This is a genomic window from Pseudarthrobacter humi, assembly GCF_024294965.1.
In the GTDB taxonomy this organism is placed as follows: domain Bacteria; phylum Actinomycetota; class Actinomycetes; order Actinomycetales; family Micrococcaceae; genus Arthrobacter; species Arthrobacter humi.
In genome coordinates, this window is record NZ_JANCLV010000010.1 from 67212 (window position 1) to 89192 (window position 21981).

Here is a 21981-nt window from a genome sequence, read left to right on the forward strand (position 1 = left end):
TGCCGGGCAGATTATTGATCTATGTCACAGTCGATTGCTGCCAACCCAGACAGGCTCCTGCCCGCCGACCCAGGAACGCGCAGCATCGCGCGGGACCTCCTGGCGCGCATACAGGACCTCCCCATCATCTCCCCGCATGGCCACGTTGACGCCGCCGTCATCGAGCACAACACGCCGTTCCCGGACCCGGCAGCGCTGCTCGTCAGCCCGGACCACTACGTCACCCGCCTGATCCACGCCAACGGCGCCCCCTTGGACAAGCTGCGCGCCGGCGGTGCCACCACGCCCGAGTCACGCGAAATCTGGCGCACCTTCGTGGATGCCTGGCCGCTCTTCGAGGGCACGGCCTCCGGCTACTGGCTGCGCAATCAGTTCGACAGCGTCTTCAAGCTGGGCGCAGACCTGGGCGAGATGTCCGCCGATGCCAGCTATGACGCCATCGCCGCGAAGCTCGTGGAGCCCGGCTTCCGTCCCCGCCAGCTTTTCAAGGACTTCAATATCGAGGTCCTGGCCACCACGGACGATCCCCTGGACAACCTCGCCAGCCACAAGGCCATCGCCGAGGACCCCACGTTCGACGGCCGTGTCCTGCCGACGTTCCGCCCGGACGCCTACCTCAATATCGCGCACCCCACCTGGGGCGCCAACGTTGACCGCCTGGTTGAAACCGCCGGTGACGGCGCCAACGGCTACGCAGGCTACATCGCGGCCCTGGAAAACCGCCGCCGCTACTTCGTGGAGCACGGCGCGGTCTCGGCGGACCACGGTGTGGCCACTCCGGCAACGCTCAAGCTGGACCGCGCGGAGGCCGAGCGGATCTTTGAACTCGCCCGCGCCGGCAAGGCCACGGCCGAGGACCGCAACGCGTTTGAAGCCCACATGATGTACCAGATGGGCCGCATGTCGGTGGAGGACGGCCTGGTCATGACCATCCACCCGGGCTCCTTCCGGAACCACCACACGCCCACGTTCGAGGCCTTCGGCGCCGATACGGGCCACGACATCCCGATCGCCACCAACTACACCGAGGCCATCCGGCCGCTGCTGCAGGACTTCGGCACGGCCAAGGACTTCCACCTTGTGCTGTTCACTCTGGACGAGACCGTGTTTTCCCGGGAGCTCGCGCCGCTGGCCGGTTTCTACCCTTCCGTCTACCTCGGCGCACCCTGGTGGTTCCTGGACGCCCCGGATGCCATGCTCCGGTTCCGCTCGGCCGTGACCGAAACGGCTGGCTTCTCCCGCTCTTCCGGTTTCATCGACGACACCAGGGCCTTCTGCTCCATCCCCGCCCGCCACGACGCGTCCCGCCGGGTCGAGGCCTCCTTCCTGGCCCGCCTCGTGGCCGAGCACCGCGTCAGTGAAGACCGCGCCCACGAAATCATCGTGGACACCGTCGATTCCTCCCCGCGAAGGGTTTTCAAACTGTGAGCATCGAACAGGCCGACACCACAGGCAAGGCTGCGGAATCCCTGCCGCAGTTGAACCGGACCGTCCACCCTGCCGCCAAACCTCCGGTGCGGATTGTCCACCTCGGACTCGGCGCCTTCCACCGGTCGCACCAGGCCTGGTACACCAGCCAGGCCGGCGACGCCGCCGACTGGGGTATTGCGGCTTTTACCGGCCGGCGCCCGGACGCTGCCCTGGCACTTGCCGAGCAGGACGGCCTCTTCACGCTCGTGGAGCGCGCGGACAGCGGCGACTCGTTTGCCGTCGTCGGCAGCATCGTGGAAGCGGTTGACGGCGCGGACGTGGAGCGGCTCGCAGAGCTCGTTTCGGCACCTGCCACCGCCATGGTCACCCTGACGGTCACCGAAGCGGCGTACCGGATCGGTGCCGACGGACAGCTGGACACTACAGCGTCCGACGTCGCCAGCGACCTTGCGCTGCTGGCTTCCGGCAGCGGAAACCCGTCGACGCCGCTGGGCCGGCTTGTCTTCGCCCTCGCCGCGCGCCGTGCTGCCGGCGCCGGGCCGCTCGCCGTTGTGTGCTGCGACAACCTCGCCAACAACGGCACGGTGGCCCGCAACGCCGTGGCGGGTCTGGCGCAGGCCTGGGACGCGGAACTCGCGGCCTGGGTCGAGGAAAACGCCAGCTTTGTCAGCACGTCCGTGGACCGCATCACCCCGCGCACCACGGAAGCGGACATCGCCGCCGTCGAGGCCGCCTGCGGCTACCGCGACAACTCGCCCGTCGTGGCTGAGCCGTTCACCAACTGGGTGCTCAGCGGCGACTTCCCCGCAGGCCGTCCACGCTGGGAGGATGCCGGCGCGGTCTTCGTTGACCACATCGAGCCTTACGAGAACCGCAAGCTGTGGCTCCTGAACGGCGCGCATTCCCTGCTGGCCTACGCTGGCCAGCTCCGTGGACACACCACGGTGGCGCAGGCCCTCGCGGACCCGCGGTGCTTGACAGCCGTCGAAAGCTTCTGGGATGAAGCCGAGGCGAACCTGTCCGGTGCCGCGGCCGGCGGCGCAGACCTGCAGATCCCTGCGTACCGCGCTGCCCTGCTGGCCCGCTTCAGCAATGCGCGCATCGCCCACCACCTGGCCCAGATCGCCATGGACGGGAGCACCAAGCTGCGCATGCGGGCCGTGCCCGTCCTACTGGCGGAACGGGCCCAGGGCAGGTCCGGTGCCGCCGCGGCACTGATGATCGCAGCCTGGATTGACTTCAGTGCAGCGGCCGAGACGTTCCACGATCCGCTGGCAACTGAAGTGGCCGCGGCCAACCAACTGGAAGGCGCAGAGCGCGTGCGGGCGGTCCTGGCGCTGGTGGATCCTGCCGTCGCAGCGGACGACGCCGTCGTGGACCTCGTTTCCAGCCTGCTCGGCACATTCCCAGCGGGCTCCTAAACGCCACGCCCTAGCATCTCTGCTTCATGAAAATCAGCACTGCCCAGTCCAGGCTCCTGGACCGGGCAGTGCTGTTTCGATGACATGCAGTTTTTGTGAAGCTTCAACAGAAACATATGGCAACCGCTTGCCATTTTATTGCCAAGTGACTAAGATTACAGCTACGGGAAACACTCGGCGGTACGCCCGCCGGATGCGGATTCTGCGGAATCCGGCATCACCAAAGACTTACTGCTTCATGGCATTTCAATAATTTTCGCTGGCCAACAAGGCGGCAAGGGTAAAGGAGCCCAATTCATGAAAAAGCTAAACAAGCTCAGCATCATCGGCTATGGTGCCGGGGATGCAGCCAACAACCTTGCCTTCACCACCGCAACCATGTTCCTGCTGGTGTACTACACGGATGTTGCCGGCATCTCCGCAGCGGCTGCCGGAACCCTGCTGCTGGTGGTCAGGCTCTTTGACGCATTCGCTGACGTCTTCGCCGGCCGGATCGTTGACCGGACCTACAGCAAGCGCTTCGGCAAGTTCCGTCCCTTCATCATGTTCGGCTCCATCCCGCTGCTCCTCCTGAGCGTGGCAACCTTCTCCGTTCCGCAGCTGGGCGAATCCGGCACACTCCTGTATGCCTACGTCACCTATGCGGCCCTCGGCCTTGCCTACAGCCTCGTGAACATTCCGTACGGCTCGCTGGCCGGCGCCATGACGCAGGATCCGGGAGAGCGCGCCAAGCTGGGTTCGGCCCGCATGGTGGGCGCCCTGCTGGTGGGCTCTTCGCTGGGCATCTTCGTTGCGCCGCTGATCAAGCCCGGTGCCGATCTCCAGTCGATGTTCACCACCATCACCCTCGTGTTTGTGGTCATCGGGGCGGCACTGTACTTCTTCACCGCATTGACCGCCAAGGAACGCGTGCACCGCGCCGTCCCCAAGGTGACGTTCAAGCAGAGCGTGGACACCCTCAAGGGCAACAAGCCCCTCCTGATGCTGTGCCTGAGCTCCTTCTTCTTCCTCTCCGGCTACCTCGCCCTGACCTCCGTGCAGCTGTACTACCTGCGCGACGTCCTGGGCCGCCTGGACCTGTATCCGGTACTGTCCATCATCCAGCTGGCGCTCACGTTCTTCCTGGCCGTCTTTATGCCCAAGCTGGTCCGTAACGTCGGCAAGAAGAGCGTCTACATCTACTCTTCGCTGGTCACTGTCCTCGGCGGTGCGATCATCTTCTTCGCCCCGGCCGGCCAGGTCTGGCTCGGCTTTACCGGCCTCGTGATCAGCCTGGTGGGTGTCCTTGCCGTCAACATCGTGGTGTGGGCCCTGGAAGCCGACACCGTGGAGTACGGCGAATGGCGGACCGGTGTCCGCACCGAGGGAATCACCTACGCCCTGTTCTCCTTCACCCGCAAATCCGGCCAGGCCGTGGGCGGCGCCCTGGCGGCTTACGCCCTGGCACTGGGCGGTTACAAGTCCGGGGCAGCCCAGACAGCGGACGCACTGTTCGGCATCCAGCTGGCCGCGGGCGCAATCCCCGCCGTACTGACTATCCTTGCGGTATTGGTTATGACCAAGTACACACTGACCGACGCCAAGCACGCGGAAATCCTCAAGGAGATCCAGGAACGCCGGACCAAAACGGTGGGCGCCGGCGAAGCTGCTGACGCCACCGCCGCTGACGCCGGCACCACCGCCGATGCCGGCACCACCGCCGATGCCAGCTCGCCTGTTGGCGCCGGCAAAACTGCCGGCCACTAACTTTTAGCACCACCATCTGACCAGAAGTCCCCGAAAGGATCTGCCGTGAAAATCATTGCCGCTGAAGTCTTCGTGACAAGCCCGTCACGTAACTTCGTGACCCTGCGCATCACTACGGACGACGGGGTCACCGGCATCGGTGACGCCACCCTGAACGGCCGCGAACTGGCTGTTGCCGCGTACCTCAAAGAGCACGTGGCCCAGCTGCTGATCGGCAAGGATCCGCACAAGATCGAGGACACCTGGCAGTTCCTGTACCGCAGCTCGTACTGGCGCCGCGGCCCGGTGACCATGGCCGCAATCGCCGCCGTGGACATGGCCCTGTGGGACATCAAGGGCAAGATGGCGAACATGCCGGTCTACCAGCTCCTGGGCGGCGCGTCACGCAACGGCCTGCGCGCTTACGGCCACGCTTCCGGCGCTGACCTTGAGTCGCTGTTCGATTCAGTCCGAGAGCACCTGGAACTCGGTTACAAGTCCATCCGCATCCAGACCGCTGTCCCTGGCATCAAGGCCGTCTACGGTGTGGCCGCGCAGGCGCAGGCCTCGGGCGAACGCTACGACTACGAGCCTGCCGGCCGCGGCGCGTTCCCGCAGGAAGAGGACTGGGACACCCGCGCCTACCTGCGCCACCTGCCCACCGTCTTTGAAGCCGTGCGAAACGAGTTCGGCCCGGAAATCCCGCTGCTGCACGACGGCCACCACCGCATGACCCCTATCCAGGCCGCCAAGCTCGGCAAAGCCCTGGAACCGTATGACCTCTTCTGGCTTGAGGACTGCACCCCGGCCGAAAACCAGGAGGGCCTGCGCCTGGTCCGCCAGCACACCACCACCCCGCTGGCCATCGGTGAAATCTTCAACACCGTGTGGGACTACCAGACCCTCATCAAGGAACAGCTGATCGACTACGTCCGCGCAGCCTCCACCCACTTCGGCGGCATCTCCCCGCTGAAGAAGGTCATGGACTTCGCCGCCCAGTACCAGATCAAGTCCGGCTTCCACGGCCCCACGGACATTTCCCCGGTGGGCTTCGCCGCCCAGCTGCACGTGGGCCTGGCCATCCACAACTACGGCATCCAGGAATACATGCAGCACTCGGACAAGACCAACGAGGTCTTCGAGCAGTCCATGACCTTCAAGGACGGCTACCTGCACCCGGGCGACAAGCCCGGCATCGGCGTCGAATTCAACGAGGAAGCCGCAGCAGCGTACCCGTACCAGCAGGCTTACCTGCCGTACAACCGCCTTGTAGACGGAACGGTGCACGACTGGTGACCGCCGCGACATCGCCCGCCCCAGCAGGAGGAGCTACGGGTCCCCGCGTCATCGTGATGGGCGTCTCCGGCTGCGGCAAGACCACCATCGGTGACCTGGTGGCCCGCGAGCTGGGCGTCCAGTTCCTCGACGGCGATTCCCTCCACCCGGTGGAGAACGTCGCCAAGATGGCGGCTGGCACTCCGCTGACCGACGAGGACCGCTGGCCGTGGCTCGCCACGGTGGGCTCCGAACTGGCAGCTGCCACAGGCGGCCTGGTCCTGGCCTGCTCGGCTCTTCGCCGCAGCTACCGCGACGCCATCCGCGCCCAGGCGCCGGACACGGTGTTCCTGCACCTGCACGGCAGCAAAGAGGTTCTGAGGGCGCGGACTGAAGGCCGCTCCGGACACTTTATGCCGCCCGCACTGCTGGAATCCCAGCTGGCAACCCTCGAAGCACTGGAAGCCGATGAGGCGGGCATTGTGGTGGACATCGCCGGTCCGGTGAACCAGGTGGTGGCCGACGCGCTGGCGGGGATCGCAGCTGCGGTGACTGCCGCCGTCGGAAGCCCCGCCCGTGGTGCCATTGGCACCCCAGGGCGCCAGTTCGACGTCGACCTCCTGGCCGCGCCGTTCAACCTCGATGACGCAGCGGTCACCTGGGTGAACACCACCCTGGAATCGATGACGCTTGAGGAAAAGATCGGCCAGCTGTTCATCAACCACAACAACGACTACTCCCCGGAGTACCTCGACGGTGTGCTGGAGAACTTCCATGTGGGCGGCATGCGGTACCGCCCGGGCCCCTCCGCTGCCGTCCAGGAACACATCCGGTACGCGCAGTCGAAGTCCAAGGTGCCGCTGCTGGTGGCGTCCAACCCGGAAATGGGTGGCGCAGGCAGCTGCGACGACGGCACGTTTGTGGCCACGCATCTGCAGGCAGGTTCGCACCCGGACAAGTCGATCGCGCGCCGGATGGGGCAGGTTGCCGGCGTGGAAACCGCGGCACTTGGCTGCAACTGGGCCTTCGCGCCGATCGTGGACATCCATTACAACTGGCGGAACACGGTCATCTCCACCCGGGCCTTCGGCAACACTCCGGAGATCGTGGTGGAACGGGCCAAGGAGTACTTCGACGGGATCAGTGAATCACCCACTGCCTGTGCCATGAAGCACTTCCCGGGCGACGGCATGGACGAGCGCGACCAGCACGTGGTCACGTCCCACAACACCCTCGGCTACGACGACTGGAACAAGACGTACGGCCACGTGTACCGCGAAATGATCGGGCACGGCGTGCAGTCCATCATGATCGGGCACATCGGCGCGCCGGAACTTTCCCGGCACTTCCGCCCGGGCCTGGCGGACAAGGACATCCGTCCCGCAACGCTGGCCCCGGAGCTGCTCCAGGACCTGCTGCGCGGCGAACTCGGCTTCAACGGGCTCATCCTGACGGATGCCTCGCAGATGATCGGGCTCACCCAGGCCATGAGGCGCAAGGACCTGGTTCCTGCGACCATTGCCGCTGGCTGCGACATGTTCCTGTTCTTCCGCAACGCCGACGAAGACTTCCAGTACATGCTGGACGGCTACAAGTCCGGCGTCATCACGGAGCAGCGCCTGCATGACGCCCTGCGCCGCATCCTGGCCCTCAAGGCCTCGCTGGGGCTGCACCTCAAGGACCGCAACGAACTGGTTCCTCCGGTCGAGGCACTGGCCGTGATCGGCAGCGACGCCCACCGGGCCATCGCCGCGGAGATCGCGGACAAGACCGTCGCCCTGGTCAAGGACACGGCGCACAACCTGCCCATCCGGCCGGAAACGCACCAACGGATCCGCCTGTACGGCATCTCCGGCGGCCCGGACTTCACCATGGCGGACCCGCTGGCCTATCTGGACACCGTCAAGGACGAACTGGAAAAAGCCGGATTCGAGGTGCACCTGTTCAAAACCGCCGCTCAGCGCGAAGCCGCGGGGGAGACTGGCGTGAACTTCATGTCCATCATCTCCGAGGAAGCCACCGGCGACTACGCGGACAAGTATGACGCCGCGTTTGTCTTCGCCAACGTCAAGGGCTTCGCCCAGGAGGCGGCCATCCGGATCAAGTGGTCCACCCCGATGGCAGCGGAAATCCCCTGGTACGTCACCGAGGTTCCCACGGTATTTGTGTCGCTGAACCAGCCCAACCACCTCATCGACGTGCCAATGGTCAAGACCGCGATCCACGCGCATGCGGGAACCGTGGAGGCCATCCGCGCCACGATCGGGAAGATCATGGGCAACTCTGAGTTCCAGGGGACGTTCAACGAGAACGTGTTCTGCGATTCCTTCGACACCCGGCTCTAGGGTTAACGCTGCGGTTTTAGGCTGACGACTCGCAGATGGAATGGCGCTACGCGGATACGCGTAGCGCCGTTCCATTTCTGCGTCACAGGGCCATTTCCGCGTCCCAATCCAGGCGAGTGCGGCCATGACACGTGCGGCGTACCGTTAGTGCATGGATCGAACGGGGTGCGCCATTGTCGGCGGGGGTCCGGCGGGGATGATGCTGGGGCTGCTCCTGGCCCGGGCAGGTGTGGAGGTCACGGTCCTCGAAAAGCACGGCGACTTCCTGCGGGACTTCCGCGGCGACACCGTACATGCCGCCACCATCAGGCTGATTGACGAGCTGGGCCTGGGCGACAGCTTCCGTCAGCTTCCGCAGAGCAGGCTGAACAACGTTGCCATCCCCATCCCGGGCGCCGGCTTGGTCACGTTCGGGGATTTCGCGTCCCTGAAGCCCCCATACAACTACATTGCCATGATGCCGCAGTGGGACTTCCTGAACTTCCTGGCCACGGAGGCCGCGCGCGAACCCACCTTCACGCTGCTGATGAAACACGAAGCAACGTCGTTAATGTTCGACGGCGGACGTGTCGCCGGCGTCCGCTACCGCACACACGACGGCCGTGAAGGAGCACTCCATGCGGACCTCGTGGTGGCCACGGACGGGCGCCACTCCGTGCTGCGCCGGGCCGCCGGGCTGAAGCCAACGAACTACCCCGTCCCCTTCGACACGTGGTGGTTCAGGCTTCCGCGCCATGCGTCGGAGAAGGGCGCCGTGGCGGGCATCGTCCCGGCATTCCGAGACCGGGAAGCGATGATCGCGCTTTTCCGCGACGACTACTACCAAATGGGTTACCTCGCCCCCAAGGGAGCGGACGCACGGATCCGGGCCGAGGGCGTGGAACGGTTCAGGGAGCGCGTTTCCGGACTGCGTCCTGACCTGGCTGACCGGGTGGATTCGATCCGGTCCCTGGAGGACCTGCACTGGCTGGATGTGCGGCTGGACCGGCTGCCGCGCTGGTACGTGGACGGGCTTTTGTGTATCGGAGACGCTGCCCATGCCATGTCCCCGGTGGGCGGCGTGGGCATCAACCTCGCCATCCAGGACGCGGTGGCGGCAGCAACCCGCCTGGCGCCGGCACTCCTCCGGCGGCAGGTGGGCGTGAAGGATCTGGCCGCGGTGGAACGGCGGCGCCGGATGCCCACCGTGGTTGTCCAGACCGTCCAGCGCATCCTGCACCGGGTTGTGTTTGTTCCGTTGTTCGCCGGGCGGACGCCCGGGCCTCCGCCGGCTCTCCTGTTTGTCCTGCGGCATGCCCCGGTGGTGCGGAGGCTGATGCCGCGGCTTGTCGCTTTCGGGCCGCTGCCGGAGCACGCGCCAGGGTTCGCCCGCCGCTAAACTGGAGACCATGACTTCCCCTCTTGACGCTGCCGCTGCCCGTGCCCGCCTGCTGGAACTGATCAAGGAACTTGCCGTGGTCCGCGGCAAGGTGATCCTCTCCAGCGGCGCCGAGGCCGACTACTACATCGACCTGCGCCGCATCACGCTGCACCACGAGGCCTCCAAGCTGGTGGGCCAGGTCATGCTGGCACTGACGGACGACGCCGGGATCGACTTTGAGTGCGCCGGTGGCCTGACCATGGGTGCTGACCCCGTGGGCACCGCTGTGATGCACGCCGCGGTGGACGCCGGCCGCACCGTGGACGCGTTTGTGGTCCGCAAGGCCCAGAAGTCCTACGGCATGGGCCGCCAGGTTGAGGGTCCCTCCGTAGAGGGCCGCAAGGTCCTGGTGCTGGAGGACACGTCCACCACGGGCGGCTCCGCCCTCACCGCCGTTGAGGGTGTCCGGAAGGCCGGCGGCAACGTGGTTGCCGTGGCCGTCATCGTGGACCGGGACACCGGCTCCAAGGAAAGAATCGAAGCCGAGACCGGCGTGCCGTACCTGTTCGCCTTCGGCAAGGACGAGCTGGGCCTCTCCTAACAGGTTCGCGCCAGGGGTCCCCAAGGCCGGGGTTGCGGCGGCGGCTTCCACTGTGGCTACGGTAGAGGTGTGCCGTACAGGGGGGAAGCAGATCCGCAGGAACAGCCAGGAGCCCATCAGGCCCGGCTGCTGGCCAATGCCGCCGCACTCAAGCGGTTTTCGCGCCGCGGGTTCCTGGCCGGCACGGGAGCCTCGGCCCTGCTGGCAGCGGACATGCTGGTCACCCGCCGGGTCCAGGCGGAGCGGCAGGTCAACCGCATACTGCAGGTCGCGGACGACTTCGCCGACGCCTACTACCCGAACGCCAGCTGGTTCCTCTTCCCCGGCTACAAGACCAGCTGGGAAGAGGCGCTCTGGATCCTGAACGCGATGCGTGGTGCGCTGAACAAGCGCGGCCAGCTGGCCGCCGTCGGCTATTCCAACCTAGGGCTGGACATCGACGAGGTGGTGATCGCCGTCATCGAACATGTCCGGGCGAAAAAGCTGACCAAGCTTTTCTTCTACGGCCACAGTTTCGGCGGCATGGTGGCCACCCAGGTGGCCGCGCGGCTCAGGGAATTCCACGGCGTGGAGGTTGACTTCATCCTGCTGGACTCCAGCCCCTACAGCCGGAGCGACGTGCTGGACGAGAGCTGGTTCGACGGCGTGGTGTTCCTGTACGAGAGCGGCTTCCGGGTCCCGTCCGTGGTCCGTGGCAGCTACGAACTGGGGGAGCGCGTCATCCACAAGGACGAGCGGACCTGGCGGCAGATCCTGGACCAGACCATGGAGCAGCTGTCCCCGATCGCCCCGTCCAGTGTGCTCATCCAGTCCGAGTCGGCGTACATCTACCACTTCGATGGAAACCGGTTTGTGGACAAGCTCGGCGCCACGCGGATGGCGTACATCGGCAACCCGAAAGACCGCACGGTCCGGTACCAGACGGCCAAGGACGCGTGGTCGGCAGCGTTCGCACCCCACATGGTCTCCATGGACCTGCAGACGGACGGGGCCCTGCCGGCGCACGCGAGCCCTGGCTGGAATCCGCTCATCTACCGGCCCATCGTGGAGCGGCTCATGGACGACTTTTTCCCGCTGCCCCGCGGCGGCTCGAAGGTGACGGTCTTTTAGATCTGGTTCTTCAGGTCGGCCACGGAGTCCAGCACCTGGTTGGGCCGGAACGGGTAGGCGGCAATGTCCTCGCGCTGCGTAATGCCGCTGAGGACCAGGACCGTGTGCAGGCCTGCCTCCATGCCGGCGATGATGTCGGTGTCCATCCGGTCCCCGATCATGGCCGTGGTCTCGGAGTGCGCATCGATCTGGTTCATGGCGGACCGGAACATCATGGGATTCGGCTTGCCCACAATGTACGGTTCCCGGCCGGTGGCCTTCGTGATGAGCGCTGCGATGGCGCCCGTCGCGGGCATCGGGCCGTCCTTGGACGGGCCGGTGGCGTCCGGGTTGGTGGCAATGAAGCGGGCCCCGGCCAGGATCAGGCGGATGGCCATGGTGATGGCCTCAAAGGAGTACGTACGGGTTTCGCCGAGCACCACATAGTCCGGGTCCTGGTCGGTGAGGATGAAGCCTGCCTCGTGCAGCGCCGTCGTCAGCCCCGCCTCGCCGATGGTGTAGGCGCGGTTCCCGGAACCGGAACCCCGCACCTGGTCCTTCAGGAAGGTGGCGGTGGCCAGCGCGGACGTCCAGATGTTCTCCTCGGGGATCTCCAGCCCGGAGGCACGCAGCCTGGCGGCCAGGTCGCGGGGCGTGAAGATCGAGTTGTTCGTCAATACCAGGAACCGTTTGGACGTGTCCACCCAGCGCTGGATCAGTTCGGCGGCCCCGGGGACGGCCTGGTTTTCGTGGACGAGTACGCCATCCATGTCTGTCAGCCAGCATTCGATCTCCTGGCCGCTGCGGTAAACCGCCGGTGAACCCTGTACCTGGTCTGCTTCTGCCACGTTTACCTCCGCCGGTGATGAATGCTCCAGTGGTCCAGTCTAGTGTTGAGGGGTGAAACAAACGCCCGGAGACCCAGTCGAACCTCATCCGATTCCAGCGGAGGAGCCAGCGCCCCAGGAGGCGCCGGAGCCAAAGGCGGAGGTCGGCGTCGGGCCCTGGGACGGCGAACTGCCCGCTGGTGACCATTGGGATCCGGAATTGCTCGCCGACGGCGACCGCCGCAACGTGGTGGACCAGTACCGCTACTGGAAGCATGACGCGATCGTGGCGGACCTCGATTCCAAACGGCATAACTTCCACATCGCCATCGAAAACTGGCAGCACGACCTCAACATCGGCACCGTGGTGCGCACCGCCAATGCGTTCCTCGCCAAGGAAGTCCACATCATCGGACGACGCCGGTGGAACAGGCGCGGGGCGATGGTCACCGACCGTTACCAGCACGTCCGCCACCACCCCACCGTGGAGGACTTTGTGGTGTGGGCGCAGGGGGAGGGGCTCGCGATCATCGGGATCGACATCTTCCCCGATTCCGTGCCCCTGGAGACGTACGAGCTGCCCAAGGACTGCGTCCTGGTGTTCGGCCAGGAAGGGCCCGGGCTGACGCCGGAGGTCCACGAGGCGGCCCTGGCCACCCTGTCCATCGAGCAGTTCGGCTCCACCCGCTCCATTAACGCCGCCTCCGCCGCCGCGATCGCCATGCACGCCTGGATCCGCCGGCACGTTTTCAGCCAGCCCGTCTGACTCCGCGCTACTTCTGCGGCGTGTGCGCGTAAGTGTTACCGGCCCGCGTGACCCGAAACACTGCCCCTGCACAGAAATGGCTAGGATGGTGGCTAGCCGTAAGAGGTCTACTCTCCAGGGTCACAACCCATAGACGAAAACTCAGCATAGGAGTCACCATGCCCATTGCAACCCCAGAGATCTACTCCGAGATGATCGACCGTGCCAAGGCCGGAGGCTATGCATTCCCGGCCGTCAACGTCACGTCCTCGCAGACGCTGAACGCCGCACTGCGCGGCTTCGCCGAGGCTGAGTCCGACGGCATCGTCCAGGTGTCCACCGGCGGTGCCGCCTACTGGTCCGGCGCGGCCACCAAGGACATGGTGGCCGGTTCGCTCGGCTTCGCCGCGTTCGCCCGCGAAGTGGCCAAGAACTACGGCGTCAACATCGCCCTCCACACCGACCACTGCCCCAAGGACAAGCTGGACGGCTTTGTCCTGCCGCTGCTCGCAGCTTCGGAGGCCGAGGTCAAGGCCGGCCGCAACCCGATCTTCAACTCGCACATGTGGGACGGTTCGCACGAGCCGCTCAACGAGAACCTCAGCACCGCGCGCGAACTGCTGGAGCGCACCGCCGCTGCGAAGATGATCCTCGAAGTTGAAATCGGCATCGTGGGCGGCGAGGAAGACGGCGTGGAAAACGCCATCAACGACAAGCTGTACACCACGGTGGAGGACGCCCTGGCCACCATTGAAGCCCTCGGCGCCGGCGAGAACGGCCGCTACATCACGGCCCTGACCTTCGGCAACGTGCACGGTGTGTACAAGCCCGGTGGTGTGAAGCTGCGCCCGGAGATCCTCAAGGACATCCAGGCCCAGGTGGGAGCCAAACTTGGCAAGAACAGCCCGTTCGACCTCGTGTTCCACGGCGGCTCCGGTTCCTCCGACCAGGAGATCGCCGACGCCGTCTCCTATGGTGTGATCAAGATGAACATCGACACCGACACCCAGTACGCGTACACGCGTCCCGTTGTGGACCACATGTTCAAGAACTACGACGGCGTGCTTAAGGTTGACGGCGAAGTGGGCAACAAGAAGCTCTACGATCCGCGCGTCTGGGGTGCCTCCGCCGAGGCGGGCCTGGCTGCCCGCGTCGTCGAGGCAACCAAGCAGCTGGGTTCCGCTGGAAAGACCTTCTAGGAATGTCCGACGAGTTCCGCAAGAACCTCATGGGCCCGGAGCCAACGCTCCTGCCTGCCGAGACCGACGTCTACGCTCAGTTGGACGCCGGCGCCGAAGCGCTGGACCTGGTTGAAAAGCACCCCACATCGTCGCTGTTGTGGGCTGTCCTGGCGGAGGAGGCGTGGGCCGAGGGCCGCACCATCGATTCCTACGCCTACTCGCGCGTTGGCTACCACCGCGGGCTGGACTCTCTGCGCCGCAACGGCTGGCGCGGCGTGGGCCCCATCCCGTGGGAGCACGAACCCAACCGCGGCTTCCTGCGGGCGCTCTACTCGCTGGGCCGCGCGTCCGCGGCCATCGGCGAAGCCGAGGAACCGGAACGCATCGAGAAGTTCCTTAACGACTCGGACCCGGCAGCCAAGGCAGCCATCGAGGGCAAGTAGCGCAAGAGCAACGCGGGGTCACTTCCTGCCCAATAGACCACCGTCTTTGGGCAGAAAGTGACCCCGCGTTGCTTGTTAACGAACGACGGCGGGCGGTCACCTTGAGAAGAAAAGGTGGCCGCCCGCCGTCGTATGGTGGTTGAGCGCCGGGCGGTGGCTAGACTTTCGCGAGTCCCGTGCGGGCCATGGCGTCGGTGTAGACGACGCGCATTTCCTCGAGGTACTGTTCCTGCCGCGCGGGCGTCCCGGCGAAGGCGCGGCCACTGAGGGAGCGGACCTTGTAGGTCTTCAGTCCGCGGCGCCAGAGCAGCGGAACTTCGGTCTTCAGCAGCAGGTTGGCCAGGCGGTTGGCTTCGGTGCCGTGGGCCACGATCACGGAGGCGCGGGGGACCACGGCGAGGAACTTGAGCAGCGGCTTGAGGCCGGCGGAAATCTGGTCCGGCGTGAACTTGCCGTTGACCTCGCCCGGGGTATGCCACGGGTGCACGTTCCACGGCATCACGAACTCGGGGCGCAGGCCCAGCTTCCACTGGATGCCGAGCATGCGGGTGGCGGCGTCTTCGTCGCCGGCGGTGATGAAACCGGACGGGTCAGCCTCGCCGATGTTGGAGTAAAGGCTGATGATGCGGCACTCGTCCACGTCGTGCATGGGGTCGACGTACGGGACTTCGGTGTGGGGCTTGACGCTCTGCAGGGAATCGCACAGCTCGTTGACGGCGGCAACGTTGGGCTCGTAGCGGCGGCTCAGGAGCTGTTCACGGAGGGATTCTGGGGCCAGGGCTGTCATATAGTGCAATGTCTCCTGCGGGGCTCGGCGATGCTGCCAATCCGGAAAATGGGCGCGTGATGGGCGCGCCCGTCCGGCGTGGTTTGAAATGTGGTGTGGACCGATTCCTGGTCGATCTCTATCAGTTTAGCAAGCCCCGCGAAATGCGCGGCCCGGCCCTAACCTTCCGTGATGGAAGGCACAGGGCGATCAGTCCTTGTCAAGTGAATTGACAGCTTTCGTTTAGCTTGATTGGCTTCTGTGACAGCCCGCAATAAGGACGTTGCGGCTGGTCGCACCCTCCATGCACTCGAAAGAGGTAACGTACCGTGAACAAAACCCTGGCAACTATGAGGACCGCGGCCGTATCCGGAGCCCTGGTTCTGGCGGCACTCGCCGCGCCGGCACCATTGGCCCATGCCGTGGGCGAAGGCCCCAACTATGACGGCAACGGCCAGATCACCACCTCGAAACTGGCGACCTATGACGAGTTGGTTTCCTTCCTGAAGGATCAGGACACCCGCCAGCCAGCCATGGAACTGGAAGTGATCGGCCAGACTGTCAAGGGCCGGGACATCCACCTGGTGAAGTACATTTCGGACCCGGCCAAGCCCACCATCCTGTACCTGACCCAGCAGCACGGAAATGAGCAGCTGACCACCGAGGGTGCCATGGCATTCGTGAAACACCTGGGGACCGGGAAAACGGGGGACATCCTGGACGGAGTGAACATCCTCATCGTTCCCATGCTCAACGCCGATGGCGCGATGGGAGATGTGAACTTCCCGCTGGATGACTACCTGGCCAAAGGTGACCGCCACATGACGCGGTACAACGCCGAGGAGGTGGACCTGAACCGTGACCACGTAGCCAAAATCCAGCCCGAAACGCAGGCGCTCCACAACAACGTCATGCGCAAGTACAACATTGACTACATGATCGACCTGCATCACCAGGGCACCCGGAGTGAACGCGACGGAAAGCTGGTCTCGGGGTCCATCCTGTACCCCACCACGCCCAGTGCCGATCCGGTTGTTGTGGAAAAGTCCAAGCAGCTGGGCGCCGTGGTCTTCAACAACGTCGACTCCACCGGTTGGGGCCACTTGGGGAAGTATGTGGGCGGCAGCGCCGAGACCATCAGCCGCAACGGCATCGCAGTGGAGTACGGGATCGCTACCCTGCTCTTCGAAATGCGTGGCATGTCTGATCACTATCTGGACGGCTACGCCCTCGGGCTCCGCAGCAACGGTTACCTGATCCAGCAGACTGTGACCACGCTGACGGCCACTGCGGCGGCCATCGCTGACGGTTCGATTGCCGACGCCGACACGTCCTTCTGGGACAGCCTGGACACCCAGGCGTCCCGTCCCGGAGAGGAAGCTGACGACGAGTAGTAAGACCGCGGGAAGTCTGCCCGTGGTCCTTTGCCGCGTGCGAGGGGCCACGGGCACCCTATTGAGTGGACAAAGTCCGTGATCGGCTAAACTTGGGTGGTAAGAGCCCCGGACTCTTGCGTGGCTGGCCGCCGTAGCGGTCCGGCCAGGCTATGGCCTTCGGGGCATTCTCATGAACGGCGCTACGCAGGACGGCCATTTCGGTGGACGGACCTGTGCGGCCCGAACGAATGGGGGAGGATCCCATGCCAGCAATCGTGATCGTAGGAGCCCAGTGGGGCGACGAAGGAAAAGGCAAGGCCACCGATCTTCTGGGCGGCCGCGTTGACTACGTCGTAAAGCCCAACGGCGGCAACAATGCCGGGCACACCGTCGTCGTAGGCGGTGAGAAGTATGAGCTCAAACTCCTTCCGGCCGGCATTTTGAGCCCCAACGCGATTCCGATCATCGGCAACGGCTGTGTGGTGAACCTCGAGGCACTGTTCCAGGAGATCGAAGGCCTGCAGGCCCGTGGCGCGGACACGTCCAAGCTGCGCATCTCCGCCAACGCGCACCTCGTGGCGCCCTACCACCAGGTCCTGGACAAGGTCACCGAGCGTTTTCTCGGCAGCCGCGCCATCGGCACCACCGGCCGCGGCATCGGCCCCGCCTACATGGACAAGGTGGCCCGCCTGGGCATCCGCGTCCAGGACGTCTTTGACGAGTCCATCCTCCGCCAGAAGGTGGAAGGATCCCTGCGCCAGAAGAACGAACTCCTGGTCAAGGTCTACAACCGCCGGGACATTGTGGTGGACGAGATCGTGGACTACTTCCTGGCCTTCGCGGAGCGCCTGCGCCCGCTGGTCATCGACAGCACCCTGGTCCTCAACAACGCCCTGGACGAGGGCAAGGTTGTGCTTATGGAAGGCGGCCAGGCCACGTTCCTGGATGTGGACCATGGCACGTACCCGTTCGTGACCTCCTCCAACCCGACCGCCGGCGGCGCGTCCGTTGGCTCGGGCATCGGTCCCACCCGGATTTCCCGCTCCATCGGCATCATCAAGGCCTACACCACCCGTGTTGGCGCCGGACCGTTCCCCACCGAACTGTTCGACGAGATGGGCATGTACCTGCAGAAGACCGGTGGCGAGTTCGGCGTCAACACCGGCCGCCCGCGCCGCTGCGGCTGGTACGACGCCGTCCTGGCCCGCCACGCTTCCCGCGTGAACGGCTTCACGGACTACTTCGTCACCAAGCTGGACGTCCTCACCGGCATCGAGCAGATCCCGGTCTGCGTTGCCTACGACGTCGACGGCGTGCGGCATGACGAAATGCCCATGACCCAGACCGAGTTCCACCACGCAGTGCCCATCTTTGAGTACTTCGACGGCTGGACCGAGGACATCACCGGTGCCCGCACCCTGGAGGATCTCCCCGAGAACGCCCGCAACTACGTGCTGGCCCTCGAAAAGCTCTCCGGCACGCGTTTCTCCGCGATCGGCGTCGGCCCGGACCGCGACCAGACCATCGTGGTCCACGATCTGATCAACGACTAACAGCCTGTAAGGCACGACGTCGGGCGGGTCACCTGGAAAGGTGGCCCGCCTTTGTTCTGCCTGAGGGTTGTACGCAATTTACACAGGCTTAACGCAACCGGTCTTGTGAGGGTGCACGCGGGCCGGACAGACTCTTAAGCACACCCTGAACTGATCAACCGATCGTTCCACCAGACCCGTAGGTGCCGGTTGCAGCGATGCTTCCGGGACTGCCCCTGGCGACGATGCCGCCCGGACGGGACCCGCAGACCGGAAGGATTTACCATGGCCGGGAAGTTTGAAGTTTTCTTGGATTCGGATTCACGGTTCAGGTTCCGCCTCAAGGCACCGGATGGCACTGTGGTGGCCGTGTCCGGGGCCTTCGAGGATAAGTCCGCCGTGGCTGCCGGGATTGCCGCCGTCCGCGAATGCGCCGGGACAGGGCTGGTCACCGATCTCAGCCCCGCCGCCAGGGTTGCACTGCCGGCCCCAGCGCCCGCTGTGGTGGTCCCCGCCCAACTCCAGCCGGACTGTGGGGACCAGCGCATTCCCGCCACCAGGCCCCACACGTTTGTTATTGCCAAGACGCCGCGCCGGAGGGTGACTGCGCCGCGCTGGACCTGAGCCACGCGCTTGTAGGCAGCGCAGGAATCCTCCGACGCCACGGTCCCGGAAAGTTTTTGTCCAACGGCGTAACCCCCGCGGTGCCTGGAGCGATTACCCCTGTGAAGCGCCGGTCTGGAACTTGTCCCCCATCATGTTCCAGCCCGGCTCTTTTTGTTACCGGAGGGTAAAGTTGGCTGGCGAGGGCATTCCGCGGATGACGTGCGGGCCCTGCACCGCGCAAGCCCAGTCCCCTCCACCGAAGGCCCTGTGTCCGTGACCGATGCACTGACAGACGACGTTCTGCGTGCGCGCGCCCGCGACCCGGAGCTCTTCAGCATCGTGTACCGAACCTACGCGTCACAGGTCCTGGGCTACCTCACAGCCCGCGGGGTGGAAGATCCGGAGGCGGTTATGCAGGAAGTCTTCATCGCCGTCCTGCCACGGCTGCAGCAGGTTACCGGCGGCGTGCCCGGGCTGCGCACGTTTGTCTTCTCCGTGGCGCACGCCAGGATGGTGGACGATCACCGGAGACAGCAGCGCACCCCCAGTAAACTCCCGTTCGAAGCGGACCTTGACGGACGCGAGGAGTCCTCGGCCGAGGCTGAGGTGCTGCAGCGGATCTCGCCGCAGGAAGTCGCGCATCTCCTGAACGAGCTGCCGGATGAACAGCGGGAAGTGCTGTCGTTACGCCTCGTCGCGGGCCTCACGGTGGATCAGGTGGCCGCTGTGATGGGCAGGAGTGCCGGTGCCGTCAAACAACTCCAGCGCCGTGCATTGATCCGGCTGCGCGAGCAGTCCGCAGTGAAGGAGTACCTGGCGTCATGACCTCCAGTTCCCTGATGCGGACCATTGATGAAATGCTCCTTGACGCCGGTGGGAACGATTCCGGTGGCCTCCGCGAAACCCTTCTCGCGGTGGGCTCCCTAGGCTCCCTGCCCGCACCCGAGCCCGGCCATGAACTGGCGGCACTCCTGTCTGGCGAGACCCACCAGCTCGCCCGGCACCGGCTCCTCCGCAAGCACCGGACAAGTGTTGTGGGCCTTGCCGTCATCGCGGGGATGGGGCTGGGCGTCACCGGGGTGGCCGCCACCGGCACTGCTCCGGACGCGCAGGCCAGCAGTTCCGTCCAGCAGTTGGTGCAGGGCTGGGCTCCCGGCTGGTCCATCGCAGGGGCTCCCGCCGCCAGCGGGACCGCCGAAAATCCGGCGGAGGCGCAGGTGCCCGGGGAGCCGGCAACCCGCAACGACGCAGTGCCGGCACACCCTCAATCTGTTGAACGGGAGACTGCCCCGCCAGCGAACGGTCCGGAAAACGCAGGCCAGATCGCGGGCGCGGAGCCGGTCGGCCGCGGAACCGATACGCCGTCCGGTAAGTCAAAGACGGACGACGGCGGCGCGCCGGGGAACGCTGGGGGCGTCACCCGTGGCGCCGCTGCCGAACTCGACAAGGCCGGAAAGCTGGTTGCCGCTACAACGGCCGATGCCGCCGCGGCGGGGGAGTCCCTGACGTCAGCCATCGTCCCGCCGGCAATGACAGAAAAAGCCGGGGCCGGCATTGCCGGACCCGGTTCAATCTGGCTGAAGAAGTTCACCCGCTGATCAGGTTTGCTTTAGTGAGCGCCTTCCGTCAGGAAAACAGCTGCCGCCTGGCGAAGATCACGCCGGTGTCGTAGCCGGCGCCAGGTGCAGCCCGCCAGGGAACCGGGCATGCTCGACCTTCACGCAACGGTCCATCGCCACATTTGTTCATTCAAATATTCGATCAGGGGCAACTCAGGGAACGATGTACGCTTGCATCATGGTCCACGTCAACGATCCTGCCGTTATTGAGCGCCTGATGCGAAACAAAGGGCGGTGGGCCATCGTGGGCCTGACCACGAACGAGTGGCGTGCCGCCTATGACACGTCGCTGTTTATCCGCGACCGGCTCGGGATGGAGATCATCCCCGTCAACCTTCCCGGCGACCCTGTCCACGGCGAAACCGGGTACCGCACACTGGGCGAGATTCCCCCTGAAAAGCAACCCCTCGACGTCGTCGACTGCTTTGTGAACTCGCAGAAGGTCGGGGCGGTGGTGGACCAGGCAATTGCTGTGGGCGCCAAAGCCGTGTGGCTGCAGCTGGGTGTTATCGACGAAGCGGCAGTGGACCGTGCCAAGGCAGCCGGCCTGGACGTGGTGATGAACGTTTGCCCCGCGCAGCAGGCGTGGAAGTACAACCTCTGATCAGCGCTGCATGAGCTCCGGGTAGTGGCGTTCGGTCACATCGGGATGGGCGCGCATGCGGCCCTTAAGCATGTTCAGGCCAAAGGACGCAAGCATCGGGTTGGACGGATCGTCGGAGATGCCACGTGCCTGGGCTTTGAGCTCGGGAGGCAGGGGCACCGGATCGATGACGGCGTCCAGCCGCGGCGACCAGAAGAACGGGACGGAGTAGCGGTCCACGCCGGGTGGCGGCGCCTTGACCCGGTGGATCGTGGCGGCAAGGAAACCTCCTGTGGCGACCTCCAGCATTTCGCCCAAGTTCACCACGAGTGCCCCGGGAAGAGGCTCAACCGGCACCCATTCAGTTGTCCCGGGCGGCAGCACTTCGAGGCCGCCCACCTCATCCTGGAGGAGGAGGGTGACAAAACCGTAGTCGGCGTGGGAGCCCACGCCCTGGTTCCCGGCCGCTTCCACCACGCCGCCGACGTAATGCACCAGCTTGCCCATCCACGCGGGTTCGTTGCCGAAGGGCTCGTCGAAGTGGTCCTCCGGCAGTCCCAGGGAAACCGAGATGCCCCGCAGCAGCTCCATGCCCACACTGGACATCAGGTCGGCCCAGGCCATGGCCGCCGGTTTGAGCTCCGGCAACGCCTCATCGGGCCACATATTGGGCCCCTGGAGGAGCCAGTACGGCTGGTCGGCCGGGTAGTTGTGGACGGGCTCGCGCTCGGGGGAGTAGTCGATCTGCTCGCGGGCGTCCGCCCGTCCCTGCGTGATTTCGGTGCCCATTCGGGTGTAGCCGCGGAAGTGCGGGGAAATCCTGTTGTCCAGCTTCATCCGCTCCTCGAGGGGCAGATCGAAGAAGCGTTTGATGATGGCCAGCAGCTCCTCGGCCTGGCCGGGGGCGGCACCGTAGCCGGTGATTTGGAAGAAGCCCACGTTGTGGGCAGCGTCCCGCAGCTGGTCGATGAATTCGGGGCTGAAGGAGCCGTACGGCTGGCGTGCGGCGCTCATGTCCAGAACGGGGATGGTGGCCTGATCGGGTGACATCTTCGC

Annotated in this window: 20 protein-coding genes and 1 pseudogene; 17 read left to right on the forward strand and 4 right to left on the reverse strand. The window is 65.3% G+C overall.

Annotation, left to right across the window (positions count from 1 at the left end):
- Positions 1–21: 21 nt before the first annotated feature.
- From uxaC to NFC73_RS14625, 8 genes are all read left to right on the forward strand, one after another.
- Entirely contained in the window at positions 22–1428 is a 1407-nt protein-coding gene (gene uxaC / locus NFC73_RS14590; RefSeq protein ID WP_254751340.1) for a glucuronate isomerase, read from the forward strand.
- Positions 1425–2852, forward strand: a complete 1428-nt coding sequence (locus tag NFC73_RS14595; protein WP_254751342.1) for a mannitol dehydrogenase family protein — start codon at positions 1425–1427, stop codon at positions 2850–2852. The genes uxaC and NFC73_RS14595 overlap by 4 nt, the downstream gene beginning before the upstream one ends.
- A 297-nt stretch (positions 2853–3149) precedes the next feature.
- Positions 3150–4598, forward strand: a complete 1449-nt coding sequence (gene uidB / locus NFC73_RS14600; RefSeq protein WP_254751343.1) for a glucuronide transporter — start codon at positions 3150–3152, stop codon at positions 4596–4598.
- 45 nt (positions 4599–4643) lie between these two features.
- Positions 4644–5873, forward strand: coding sequence for a D-mannonate dehydratase ManD (gene manD / locus NFC73_RS14605; RefSeq protein ID WP_056348669.1), 1230 nt, complete (start codon positions 4644–4646; stop codon positions 5871–5873).
- 56 nt (positions 5874–5929) lie between these two features.
- Entirely contained in the window at positions 5930–8197 is a 2268-nt protein-coding gene (locus NFC73_RS14610; RefSeq protein ID WP_254751429.1) for a gluconokinase, GntK/IdnK-type, read from the forward strand.
- A 151-nt stretch (positions 8198–8348) separates the two neighbouring features.
- Positions 8349–9575 (forward strand): FAD-dependent oxidoreductase, encoded by a 1227-nt coding sequence (locus NFC73_RS14615; RefSeq protein WP_254751344.1) that lies wholly within the window; start codon positions 8349–8351, stop codon positions 9573–9575.
- Between the two features lie 10 nt (positions 9576–9585).
- Entirely contained in the window at positions 9586–10158 is a 573-nt protein-coding gene (pyrE, locus tag NFC73_RS14620) for an orotate phosphoribosyltransferase (protein WP_056348661.1), read from the forward strand.
- 69 nt (positions 10159–10227) lie between these two features.
- Positions 10228–11268, forward strand: a complete 1041-nt coding sequence (locus NFC73_RS14625) for an alpha/beta fold hydrolase (protein ID WP_254751346.1) — start codon at positions 10228–10230, stop codon at positions 11266–11268.
- Here NFC73_RS14625 and NFC73_RS14630 read toward each other — a convergent pair.
- Positions 11265–12095: an HAD-IIA family hydrolase gene (locus NFC73_RS14630; RefSeq protein ID WP_200950813.1), complete on the reverse strand. Its 831-nt coding sequence runs from the start codon at positions 12093–12095 to the stop codon at positions 11265–11267. The two genes, NFC73_RS14625 and NFC73_RS14630, sit on opposite strands and share 4 nt — an antisense overlap.
- Before the next feature lie 52 nt (positions 12096–12147).
- Here NFC73_RS14630 and NFC73_RS14635 point away from each other — a divergent pair, with 52 nt between their 5' ends.
- From NFC73_RS14635 to NFC73_RS14645, 3 genes are all read left to right on the forward strand, one after another.
- Positions 12148–12840 carry a TrmH family RNA methyltransferase gene (locus tag NFC73_RS14635; protein ID WP_372494666.1) on the forward strand — a complete coding sequence of 231 codons (693 nt, stop codon included), beginning with the start codon at positions 12148–12150 and terminating at the stop codon, positions 12838–12840.
- Positions 12841–12998: 158 nt separating this feature from the next.
- Positions 12999–14018 (forward strand): class II fructose-bisphosphate aldolase, encoded by a 1020-nt coding sequence (fbaA, locus tag NFC73_RS14640; protein WP_254751347.1) that lies wholly within the window; start codon positions 12999–13001, stop codon positions 14016–14018.
- Positions 14019–14020: 2 nt separating this feature from the next.
- Entirely contained in the window at positions 14021–14443 is a 423-nt protein-coding gene (locus NFC73_RS14645; RefSeq protein ID WP_252602174.1) for a DUF3151 domain-containing protein, read from the forward strand.
- Between the two features lie 157 nt (positions 14444–14600).
- Here the strand turns inward: NFC73_RS14645 and NFC73_RS14650 are convergent, their stop codons facing one another.
- Complete coding sequence (locus NFC73_RS14650) at positions 14601–15230, reverse strand: uracil-DNA glycosylase family protein (protein ID WP_056348638.1); 630 nt, start codon at positions 15228–15230, stop codon at positions 14601–14603.
- Positions 15231–15559: 329 nt separating this feature from the next.
- Here NFC73_RS14650 and NFC73_RS14655 point away from each other — a divergent pair, with 329 nt between their 5' ends.
- The 5 genes from NFC73_RS14655 to NFC73_RS14675 all read left to right on the forward strand — a co-directional run bounded on the left by NFC73_RS14655 (position 15560) and on the right by NFC73_RS14675 (position 20321).
- Entirely contained in the window at positions 15560–16603 is a 1044-nt protein-coding gene (locus NFC73_RS14655) for a M14 family zinc carboxypeptidase (protein ID WP_254751432.1), read from the forward strand.
- 245 nt (positions 16604–16848) lie between these two features.
- The gene (locus NFC73_RS14660; RefSeq protein ID WP_056348633.1) at positions 16849–18138 is read left to right on the forward strand and encodes an adenylosuccinate synthase; all 1290 of its coding nucleotides are present in this window, start codon (positions 16849–16851) and stop codon (positions 18136–18138) included.
- Between the two features lie 264 nt (positions 18139–18402).
- Positions 18403–18741, forward strand: coding sequence for a YegP family protein (locus tag NFC73_RS14665; RefSeq protein ID WP_254751349.1), 339 nt, complete (start codon positions 18403–18405; stop codon positions 18739–18741).
- Positions 18742–18996: 255 nt separating this feature from the next.
- Positions 18997–19548: an RNA polymerase sigma factor gene (locus NFC73_RS14670; RefSeq protein ID WP_254751351.1), complete on the forward strand. Its 552-nt coding sequence runs from the start codon at positions 18997–18999 to the stop codon at positions 19546–19548.
- The gene (locus tag NFC73_RS14675) at positions 19545–20321 is read left to right on the forward strand and encodes a hypothetical protein (protein WP_254751353.1); all 777 of its coding nucleotides are present in this window, start codon (positions 19545–19547) and stop codon (positions 20319–20321) included. The genes NFC73_RS14670 and NFC73_RS14675 overlap by 4 nt, the downstream gene beginning before the upstream one ends.
- Before the next feature lie 28 nt (positions 20322–20349).
- Here the strand turns inward: NFC73_RS14675 and NFC73_RS14680 are convergent.
- Positions 20350–20465 (reverse strand): annotated as a pseudogene (locus NFC73_RS14680) (CoA-binding protein); the annotation flags it as partial.
- 55 nt (positions 20466–20520) lie between these two features.
- Between NFC73_RS14680 and NFC73_RS14685 the strand changes: the two are divergent.
- Positions 20521–20946: a CoA-binding protein gene (locus NFC73_RS14685; protein WP_254751355.1), complete on the forward strand. Its 426-nt coding sequence runs from the start codon at positions 20521–20523 to the stop codon at positions 20944–20946.
- Here the strand turns inward: NFC73_RS14685 and NFC73_RS14690 are convergent, their stop codons facing one another.
- Entirely contained in the window at positions 20947–21975 is a 1029-nt protein-coding gene (locus NFC73_RS14690) for an isopenicillin N synthase family dioxygenase (protein ID WP_254751357.1), read from the reverse strand. It abuts the gene before it with no gap.
- Between the last annotated feature and the right edge of the window lie 6 nt (positions 21976–21981).

Excerpts from the sequence above, each read along its gene's own strand:
- uxaC (WP_254751340.1), top strand. The coding sequence starts at position 22 with ATGTCACAGTCGATTGCTGCCAACCCAGACAGGCTCCTGCCCGCCGAC.
- uidB (WP_254751343.1), top strand. The coding sequence starts at position 3,150 with ATGAAAAAGCTAAACAAGCTCAGCATCATCGGCTATGGTGCCGGGGAT.
- NFC73_RS14610 (WP_254751429.1), top strand. The coding sequence starts at position 5,930 with ATGGGCGTCTCCGGCTGCGGCAAGACCACCATCGGTGACCTGGTGGCC.
- NFC73_RS14615 (WP_254751344.1), top strand. The coding sequence starts at position 8,349 with ATGGATCGAACGGGGTGCGCCATTGTCGGCGGGGGTCCGGCGGGGATG.
- pyrE (WP_056348661.1), top strand. The coding sequence starts at position 9,586 with ATGACTTCCCCTCTTGACGCTGCCGCTGCCCGTGCCCGCCTGCTGGAA.
- fbaA (WP_254751347.1), top strand. The coding sequence starts at position 12,999 with ATGCCCATTGCAACCCCAGAGATCTACTCCGAGATGATCGACCGTGCC.
- NFC73_RS14645 (WP_252602174.1), top strand. The coding sequence starts at position 14,021 with ATGTCCGACGAGTTCCGCAAGAACCTCATGGGCCCGGAGCCAACGCTC.
- NFC73_RS14650 (WP_056348638.1), bottom strand. The coding sequence starts at position 15,230 with ATGACAGCCCTGGCCCCAGAATCCCTCCGTGAACAGCTCCTGAGCCGC.
- NFC73_RS14655 (WP_254751432.1), top strand. The coding sequence starts at position 15,560 with ATGAGGACCGCGGCCGTATCCGGAGCCCTGGTTCTGGCGGCACTCGCC.
- NFC73_RS14660 (WP_056348633.1), top strand. The coding sequence starts at position 16,849 with ATGCCAGCAATCGTGATCGTAGGAGCCCAGTGGGGCGACGAAGGAAAA.
- NFC73_RS14665 (WP_254751349.1), top strand. The coding sequence starts at position 18,403 with ATGGCCGGGAAGTTTGAAGTTTTCTTGGATTCGGATTCACGGTTCAGG.
- NFC73_RS14675 (WP_254751353.1), top strand. The coding sequence starts at position 19,545 with ATGACCTCCAGTTCCCTGATGCGGACCATTGATGAAATGCTCCTTGAC.
- NFC73_RS14685 (WP_254751355.1), top strand. The coding sequence starts at position 20,521 with ATGGTCCACGTCAACGATCCTGCCGTTATTGAGCGCCTGATGCGAAAC.
- NFC73_RS14690 (WP_254751357.1), bottom strand. The coding sequence starts at position 21,975 with ATGTCACCCGATCAGGCCACCATCCCCGTTCTGGACATGAGCGCCGCA.